The following is an 8003-nucleotide window of genomic DNA, read 5'->3' on the forward strand; positions in this document are numbered from 1 at the left end:
GCTCTTGTTTTCAGGTATCGGGAGGTTGTTTCGCCCGATTCACGCAAGCCTGGATGGCGTGAGTCGCTGGCGCAAAGCGTGTACGAGCGAGGAAAGTGCATCGCTGCTGTAAGGCATAGCCGCGCCGTTTCCCCATACCGGTCCGGGCCACGCCGCATCGCCTTGCTTGCGGGCGACGATATGCACATGCAATTGGCGCACGATATTGCCCAGCGCGCCAATATTGAGTTTGTCGCATGGCGCGACCTCGCGCAGCACGGCGGCGACTTGGTTGATCTCTCCCCATAGCGCGTCGCGCGCGTAGTCCGGCAGGTCGAGTATCTCTGTGCAACCGGCTTGCCGTGGCACCAGGATCAGCCACGCGAAGCGCGCGTCCTTCATCAGCAGCACTTCGCACAAGGGCAGAGTGGCAACATGCCGGGTATCGGCCTGCAGCCGCGGATCGAGCAGGAAGTCGGCAGCGCTCATGCGCCGGCCACGTAGCGGTCGAAGAAGGCCAGCGTGCGCTGCAGAGCCAGCTCGGCGCTGGCCTTGTGGTAGTGGCTCGGATCGATCTCACGATTGAATGCATGGCCGGCGCCGGGATAGCTGTAGACATCCATCTGCGGCAGCATCTGCCGATGCTTGGCCACCATTTCCGGCGGAATCGATTTGTCTTCCTCGCCGAAGTGGAACATCACCGGCGCTTTGGGCTGCGCTTCGAGGAACGGCACATTGCGTGCGCCGTAATAGCTCACCGAGGGTAGCCCCAGCCGAATGGCCGACAGGAAGGCCACCGTGCCACCCCAGCAGTAACCTACCGTGCCGATCCTGCCGGCCGATTGGATGGTTTCGGCCGCGCTGGCGACATCTTCCACGGCGCGATCGAGTCCAAGCTCCATCACCAGCTGCCTGCCTTTGGCCATGCCCTGGTCCGAGTAGTCCAGCTCCACGCCGGTTTCCAGGTGATCGAAAAACGCCGGGGCCACCGTGGTGTAACCCATCGCGGCAAACTGGTCCGCCACGCCGCGGATATGCGCGTTTACGCCGAAAATTTCCTGGATCACCACCAGGCCGCCTTTGGGCTTGCCCTTGGCTTCGGCCAGGTAGGCGCCGATGCACTGCGTACCGCTGGTGGGAAGATTGATGTGCTTGCCCATGAAGAAATCCTCGAGCTGGATAGGGGTTCGTGCCGCAGACGCATAGTATGAGGCTTGCGCGCCGCTATCTTTCCGAGGATTACGCCCGCTGTCGCCGCTGGCGCGACAGCAGGCGGCAAGGTCTACGCCGACATGCAATCGGATCTGGGCTATCTGGGCCAGCATGTGTTCCGCGGCAACCTCGCCGAAAGTATCCGGTTGCCAGGCTGCAGGTTGGGGTTCACCTCAACCTGCAAACGCGCTGCTAAAACTTGGGCCGGAGCCGTGCTACCGGTGGTTTGGTCTTCATATGCTTGGGCAGGAACGGCAGGATCATCGGCACGCGCTGCCGGTAGCTTCGATATTGCTCGCCAAAGCTGGCGATCAGATCCCGCTCTTCGAAGAAGATTCCCACGAAGATGTACCCGGTGGTGGCCACCGCGAACAGCAGGTGCCCTGCGGTCATCAGCGGCGTTGCCCAGAACGCCACGATGAACCCCAGGTAGAGCGGGTGACGTACGTATTTGTAGAACACGGGCGTCTTGAAGGTCAGCGTCGGGGGAGGTGTTCCGCGCCAGCGCTGAAAGACCTGCTGCACGCCAAACAGTTCGAAATGGTTGATCAGGAAAGTCGATACGAGCAGGACCGCCCAGCCTACCGCCGAGATGGACAGCAGCAGGGTTCTCGCCGCCGGGCTGTCGACCGCCCATATGACGGCGGGGAGAGGGCGCCATTGCCACAGCAGCAAGGCGACCGCGAGGCTGGCTGCAAGCACGTAGGTGGAGCGCTCTGCTGCTGCCGGGACGTAACGCGTCCACCAGCGCTTGAATCCGCTGCGTGCCATGACGCTGTGCTGGACGGCAAAAATGCCAAGGAGTACGGCATCGACGATGACCGCGGTCCAGGCCGGGCTCACCGGGCCGCTGTCGATGGTCTTGAGGCCGGGAATGCCCTCTACAAAACCGATCGTGTACAAGAAGGTGCCCAGGAAGAACAGATAGACGAGGACGCCGTAAACGAATGCCACGAATCCCATAGAGGCCCCCTCCCGGCCGCTGTCGGCCCGCAATCAGGGTTTGGACGGTGCAAGTATGGCCCCGCCGATGACGATGCCGCGTCAACGGCAGGGCTGGCCGGCCATCTGGGCTGGTGAATTTCAACCGAGGAAGTGAGCAGAGGCAGATGCAACTCTCTGAACTTGGACCACGCATTTGCATCCTGGGGCCATCCAATAGCGGCAAGTCGACGCTTGCGGTCGCCATTGGCCGAAAACTTGGCGTAAACGTGGTTCACCTGGACCAGCTTCATCATGTTCCGCAATCTGATTGGCAGCCACGCCCGGCGGGGGAATTCTTGGCCTTGCATGACCAGGCGATCAGGGCGCAGCAATGGGTGATGGAGGGAAATTATTCTTCATGCATGCCGCAGCGGTTCCGACGAGCGACAGGCGTAATCCTGCTGGATGTTTCCACGCCAACCAGCTTGTTCCGGTATATGCGACGTACGCTCTGCGGGGGGCAGAGGATTGGCGCATTGGAAGGCGGCCGCGACAGCCTCAAATGGGGCATGATCCATTACATAGCCCTGGTGACTCCTTGGAATCGCCGGCGTTACGCGGCCCTCTATCGCCAGATAAGCCTGCCAAAACGGTGTTTATCCTCGGTGCGTGCGATCCGTAATTGCTACGAGGAATGGGGGTTGGAGCGGTGAGCTGCGCGCTCTCAGGCGCCGGTCGGCCCCCCCTTTCTGGCGGTAGCCGGTATTCGGCCCCGGTTGCCGCTATAATTCTCGGTTTGCCAATCCCTTAACGGTTCCCACGTCATGTCCAAGGCCACCCAGAAAATCGGTTTCGTCAGCCTTGGCTGCCCTAAGGCGCTGGTCGATTCCGAGCGCATCCTCACCCAGTTGAAGGTCGAGGGTTACGAGATCGTGCCCAGCTACGGTGCGGCGGACGCGGTGGTGGTGAACACCTGCGGCTTTATCGACGCGGCGGTGCAGGAGTCGCTGGATGCGATCGGCGAGGCGCTGCACGAGAACGGCAAGGTGATCGTAACTGGCTGCCTGGGCAAGCGCTCGGAGCTGATTCGCGAAGCCTATCCGGACGTGCTCGCCATCACCGGACCACAGGATTATGCAAGCGTGATGAGCGCGGTGCACAGCGCCTTGCCGCCGAAACGCAATCCGCTGCTGGATATCATTCCTGACACCGGCATCAAACTGACGCCTAAGCATTATGCGTATCTGAAGATTTCCGAAGGCTGCAATCACCGTTGCAGCTTCTGCATCATTCCCTCGATGCGTGGCGATTTGGTGTCGCGGCCGGTGGACGAAGTGCTGCTGGAAGCCGAGCGACTCGTAAAGGGCGGGGTGAAGGAGCTGCTGGTGATCTCGCAGGACACCAGTGCCTATGGTGTCGATATCAAATACGCCGAGCGCAGCTGGCGCGAGAAGAGCTATCGCACGCGCATGACGGAGATGTGCGAAGGGCTGGCCGAACTCGGCGTGTGGACGCGCCTGCACTACGTCTATCCGTATCCGCACGTGGACGAGGTGATGCCCTTGATGGCGGACGGGAAGATCCTGCCGTATCTCGATATCCCGTTCCAGCACGCCAGCCCGCGCATCCTCAAGCTGATGAAGCGTCCCGGCAACATCGACCGGACGCTGGAGCGCATCCAGAACTGGCGCAAGCAGGTGCCGGAACTCACCTTGCGCAGCACCTTCATCGTTGGTTTTCCCGGTGAAACGGATGCGGAATTCGAGGATTTGCTCGACTTCCTGCGTGAGGCCGAACTGGATCGCGTGGGAGCCTTCACCTATTCGCCGGTGGAAGGCGCCAAGGCCAACGAGCTGCCCAACCCGGTGCCGGAAGAATTGAAGGAAGACCGCCTGGAACAGTTCATGGCGGTGCAGGCGGAGATTTCCGCGGCGAAGCTTCAGCGCAAGATCGGGCGCACCATCAAGGTGCTGGTGGACGATGCGACCGCGGAAGGCGCCATCGCACGTTCTTCCGCCGATGCGCCCGAGATCGATGGCGTGGTGCGCATTGCGAACGGGCAAAGCCTGAAGCCGGGGCAGTTCGTGGACGTAGTGGTGGAGTCTGCGGACGAGCACGATCTGTACGCTGCGCTGATCAGTTGATGCGTGTGTGCGATGCGTTACGTCGCACCAACGCGAGAGGCGATTGAGCCAGCCGTCTTTAGCCAAGCGCCGCTGAATGCGTGGGGTGAATTCGCCGATTGGCTGCATGGCCCGCGCTGGCCGTCGATCGATGAACTCAATGCGCACTGGCCGTCCAATGCGCAGCAGCGATTCGTGGCGCAGACGCGCGAATTGCTCGAAGATGGGCTGCACTACGAGGAACGCATTGCCACGCGCGGCCTGATCGCCACGCGTGTAGCCAACTGGCACGACTTGTTCAACGCCATGATCTGGCTGCGTTATGCGCAGCTCAAGCGCGCACTCAACCGCCAGCAAGTCGCTGAAATCGCCCAGGTCGGGCGGCGCGAGCGCTCGCGCCCGCAATGTGCGCAGACGCATTTCGACGAGGCCGGCGTGATCGTGCTGATCAAGGATCCGCGCTTGCTTGAGCTATGGGACGGGCATGACTGGCATGGCCTGTTCTGGCGGCACCGTTCGGCGTGGCTGGACGGTTCGATCGCGGTGGAAGTGTTCGGTCACGCTTTGCTCGAGCATGCGCTGTCGCCGGGCAAGCTGCTGGTGGGCAAGGCGCTGGCGGTGATGGTGGACGAGGGCGTGGAGCGTGCGGATGCGATCGCCTGTTGTGCGCAAGCGATTGCCAGTGCATGCTGGCTGCGTGATCCGCAGGAGCTGCGGCCGTTGCCGCTGTCGGGCATTCCGGGCTGGCATGCAGACAACGAGCAGGAAGGGTTTCACCGCGACGCCGCCTGCTATCAGCCGTTGCGCGAAGGGCGCCGTTATCCGGCGCCGCTGCTGAAACGCTTGTAGGCTGGGATGGCAATCCCAGCATAGCGAGGCTGCATGGATGGCAATGCTGGGATTGTCATCCCAGCCTACGATTCGCAATACGCCACGCCGATCACCGCGAACCGTGTGAGCCCACCCGGTAACTCCGCCTCGAATTCATCGTCCAGCTTTTTCTTCAATACCGCTCGCGCCAGCGGCGAATCGATGCTGATCCAGCCAAGCTTCGCATCCGTCTCGTCAGGCCCGACGATGCGGTAGCGTGCCGTCTCGCCGCTGAGGACGTTTTCCAGTTCGATCGTGGCGCCGAAGAACACCGTTTCGCGGTCCGCCGGCGCACCCTCGGCGACCTTCAGCGAGGGAATGCGCTTGCTGAGGTAGCGCACGCGGCGGTCGATTTCGCCCAGCTGTTTCTTGCGATAGGTGTATTCGGCGTTCTCCGAACGATCGCCTTCGGCCGCGGCGGCGGCCAGTGCCTTGACCACTTCGGGGCGGAGGGTGTGCCACAGGTGATCGAGTTCGCTCTTGAGCTTTTCAAAGCCCGCGCGGGTGATGATCGCGGTGGAGCGTGGGGCAGGGGGACGCCAGCGGGTCATGGCAAGACGGGGTTCCGGGTTGGCGTGATCGGGCGGGCATTTCGCGCGCGATTGGGTGCGAACCCAAAACCTGGGCTGGCGCAGGCGACGGTCTGGCAACGAGCTTGGTAGCAAATCGTCGTTTTTTGCACGCAGTTGTTGCGTTTGCTGCGAATGTCTGGCATGAAGGCCTCCAAGGACTGGGGCCCGATTTTAACGGTGTAGGCGTGCGGTTTCGAAACGGCCGCGCGACATCGACAAGAACGTGTTTTGAGTCTGCCCGCGCAGCCGGGCCAAGGCTGCGCTCTTCAGTACCCGGTGTAGCCAAACATGCCTTATCGTGCCGTTCTTCGTTCTGTTCGTGTGGCCACCTTGGTGGCGGCCATGGTGCAGGTGGCTGCCTGTGCTTCCACGAACGGTGGAGTCACCCCCAAGCCCCCGCCGGCCTCGGTGACCACGCTTTACGGCCAGCTCGACCAGGCCAGCCGCAGCTACGAAACCGCCTTGCAGCAGACGCGCGCTGGCGATACGCAAGGTGCGCAGAAAACCCTGGACGCTTCGCTTGACCAACTGCGCGATGCAGCCACACGCTGCGGCGCCACGCCAGGTTGCGACTCGCAACGGTTCTTTTCCGTCTTCGATCACCTGTTGCGCCTGAAAGATGGCAGTTTCATCGGCGATCAGACGCCGGACGAGGAAACCAGCGGCGCGCCGCTGGAGCCCTTGGCCGGCCAGGCCGGCGCCGGCAGCCTGCCGGAGGCTCAGCGCAGCGTGACGTTGCTGCGTGGTCACCAGCTTTCCGAATTGATCGCCATGAATGGCCCGGTGAAGGCCGCGCTGGAGATGTGGCTCACGCAGTGGCGCGGCAACTTGATGGAGGCCTACGTCAACTATCAGTTCCTGCGCCACGAGATGTGGCCGCAATACCAGAGCGAGGGCCTGCCCGAGGCTTTGCTGTTCGGCATCATGGCCAAGGAATCCGGCGGCAAGGTGCATGCGGTGTCGCGTTCCGGCGCGGCCGGGCCGCTGCAATTCATGTATGCCACCGGCCTGCGTTTTGGATTGACCGACCAGGATGGCTTCGATATGCGCTTCGATCCGGCGGAGTCCGCACGCGCGAATGCCGAATATGTCGACGAGCAGCTGAAAGCCTTCAATGACAATCTCGAACTTACCCTGGCCGCCTACAACGGCGGTGAGGGACGCATGCGGCGCTTGGTCGGCGACAACACTTCGGTGAGTTTCTATGATCCGCGCATCTATGCGCAGGTGTCGCAGGAAACGCGTGACTATGTGCCGTCGGTGCTGGCGGCTGCCTGGCTGTTCCTGCACCCGGACAGCTACAACCTGCGCTTTCCGCGCGTGGACGGGCAGCAAGGCAGCGTCACGCTCAAGCGCGCGTCATCGCTTTCGGAGCTGACTGTCTGCCTTGGCTCCGCCAACGACATGCCGCAAGGCTGGTTCCGAACCCTGCGTAATCTCAACCCACGTCTCGACCCGCAGCAAGAGCAGCCGGTCGGCACCTCGCTGCAGATACCCAAGTCGCTGGAGAAGGTTTACGCGGCACGCTGCGTGGACGGCCCATGGCCGATCCTGGCGAGTGACCTGCACAACGCGGTAGTGCCGGTGTACCCCAATCCGCCGGCCGCTTCGGATCCGGTTGTGCGCTACACGGTGCGTCGCGGGGATACGCTGGGGAGCATCGTGCGCAGGCATGGTGGCTGCAGCAGTGAAACCGAGATTGCGCGCTTGAACAATCTCAAGTTCAACCACGTGAAGGCGGGGCAGGTGTTGAAGCTGCCCAGTTGTCGATAGGGCGCTCCGCTGGGGTTGGGGTTTTGCCCCCAACACCCCCTAATCCCGCACGAATGCTGCATTTCGTTCGTCGAAGCATTGCCTGCGGCGCTTTCGGCCTGAAGGCCGAGTCACTTCTCTTTGCGGGCCCAAAGAGAAGTAACCAAGAGAAATGGCCTAAAAGGCTCGTGGCATGGGAGGGTTAAAAGCCTGACCGTGTATGGCTAGACAGGTGGTTGGTCGCCCCGGGTTCTACGGCGCCGCTATACCGCAACGCGCCCAGACGCTGAGGAAGCAAGAAGCGCGTAGGCTGGGATGCTAATCCCAGCTTTCTCCCTGACATCCCGATGCTGGGATTGTCATCCCAGCCTACGCGCTTGCTGCCTTGCTTTAAGTCCTCAGCGCTTCGACGCCTCGCGGTATAGCGGCGTCGTTGAAGCTAGGCGCGCCAACGATCAAAGCAAGGCGTGAACGTTCGGGCTTGTAACCCGTACAGCGCCAAGAGCTGTTCAGGCCATTTCTTTGGGTTACTTTTCTTTGGGCCAGTGTATGGACCGGAGAGATGGTGGAC

General features: G+C 62.0%; 8 protein-coding genes. 4 read left to right on the forward strand and 4 right to left on the reverse strand.

Annotated elements, in window-relative coordinates; genetic code table 11:
* Positions 1-39: 39 nt before the first annotated feature.
* From QQJ96_RS15385 to mddA, 3 genes are all read right to left on the reverse strand, one after another.
* On the reverse strand, positions 40-468 hold the full coding sequence (locus tag QQJ96_RS15385; RefSeq protein ID WP_284332892.1) for an HIT domain-containing protein: 429 nt from the start codon (positions 466-468) through the stop codon (positions 40-42).
* The gene (locus QQJ96_RS15390; protein ID WP_284332893.1) at positions 465-1139 is read right to left on the reverse strand and encodes a dienelactone hydrolase family protein; all 675 of its coding nucleotides are present in this window, start codon (positions 1137-1139) and stop codon (positions 465-467) included. The genes QQJ96_RS15385 and QQJ96_RS15390 overlap by 4 nt, the downstream gene beginning before the upstream one ends.
* A 244-nt stretch (positions 1140-1383) precedes the next feature.
* The gene (gene mddA, locus QQJ96_RS15395; protein WP_284332894.1) at positions 1384-2154 is read right to left on the reverse strand and encodes a methanethiol S-methyltransferase; all 771 of its coding nucleotides are present in this window, start codon (positions 2152-2154) and stop codon (positions 1384-1386) included.
* 146 nt (positions 2155-2300) lie between these two features.
* Between mddA and QQJ96_RS15400 the strand changes: the two genes are divergently transcribed.
* The 3 genes from QQJ96_RS15400 (at position 2301) to QQJ96_RS15410 (ending at position 5087) form a co-directional block, all read left to right on the forward strand.
* A complete protein-coding gene (locus QQJ96_RS15400; RefSeq protein ID WP_284332895.1) occupies positions 2301-2828 on the forward strand; it encodes a P-loop NTPase family protein in 528 nt (175 codons plus the stop codon).
* 111 nt (positions 2829-2939) lie between these two features.
* A complete protein-coding gene (gene rimO / locus QQJ96_RS15405; RefSeq protein WP_284332896.1) occupies positions 2940-4259 on the forward strand; it encodes a 30S ribosomal protein S12 methylthiotransferase RimO in 1320 nt (439 codons plus the stop codon).
* 12 nt (positions 4260-4271) lie between these two features.
* Positions 4272-5087: a DUF3025 domain-containing protein gene (locus tag QQJ96_RS15410; RefSeq protein ID WP_284332897.1), complete on the forward strand. Its 816-nt coding sequence runs from the start codon at positions 4272-4274 to the stop codon at positions 5085-5087.
* A 65-nt stretch (positions 5088-5152) separates the two neighbouring features.
* Here the strand turns inward: QQJ96_RS15410 and greB are convergent, their stop codons facing one another.
* On the reverse strand, positions 5153-5659 hold the full coding sequence (gene greB, locus QQJ96_RS15415) for a transcription elongation factor GreB (protein WP_284332898.1): 507 nt from the start codon (positions 5657-5659) through the stop codon (positions 5153-5155).
* Between the two features lie 309 nt (positions 5660-5968).
* On the opposite strand from greB, the gene QQJ96_RS15420 reads away from it, so the two are divergent.
* Positions 5969-7453 (forward strand): transglycosylase SLT domain-containing protein, encoded by a 1485-nt coding sequence (locus QQJ96_RS15420; protein ID WP_284332899.1) that lies wholly within the window; start codon positions 5969-5971, stop codon positions 7451-7453.
* Positions 7454-8003 lie beyond the last annotated feature (550 nt).

Source organism: Dyella flagellata, assembly GCF_030160275.1.
GTDB lineage: Bacteria > Pseudomonadota > Gammaproteobacteria > Xanthomonadales > Rhodanobacteraceae > Dyella_B > Dyella_B flagellata.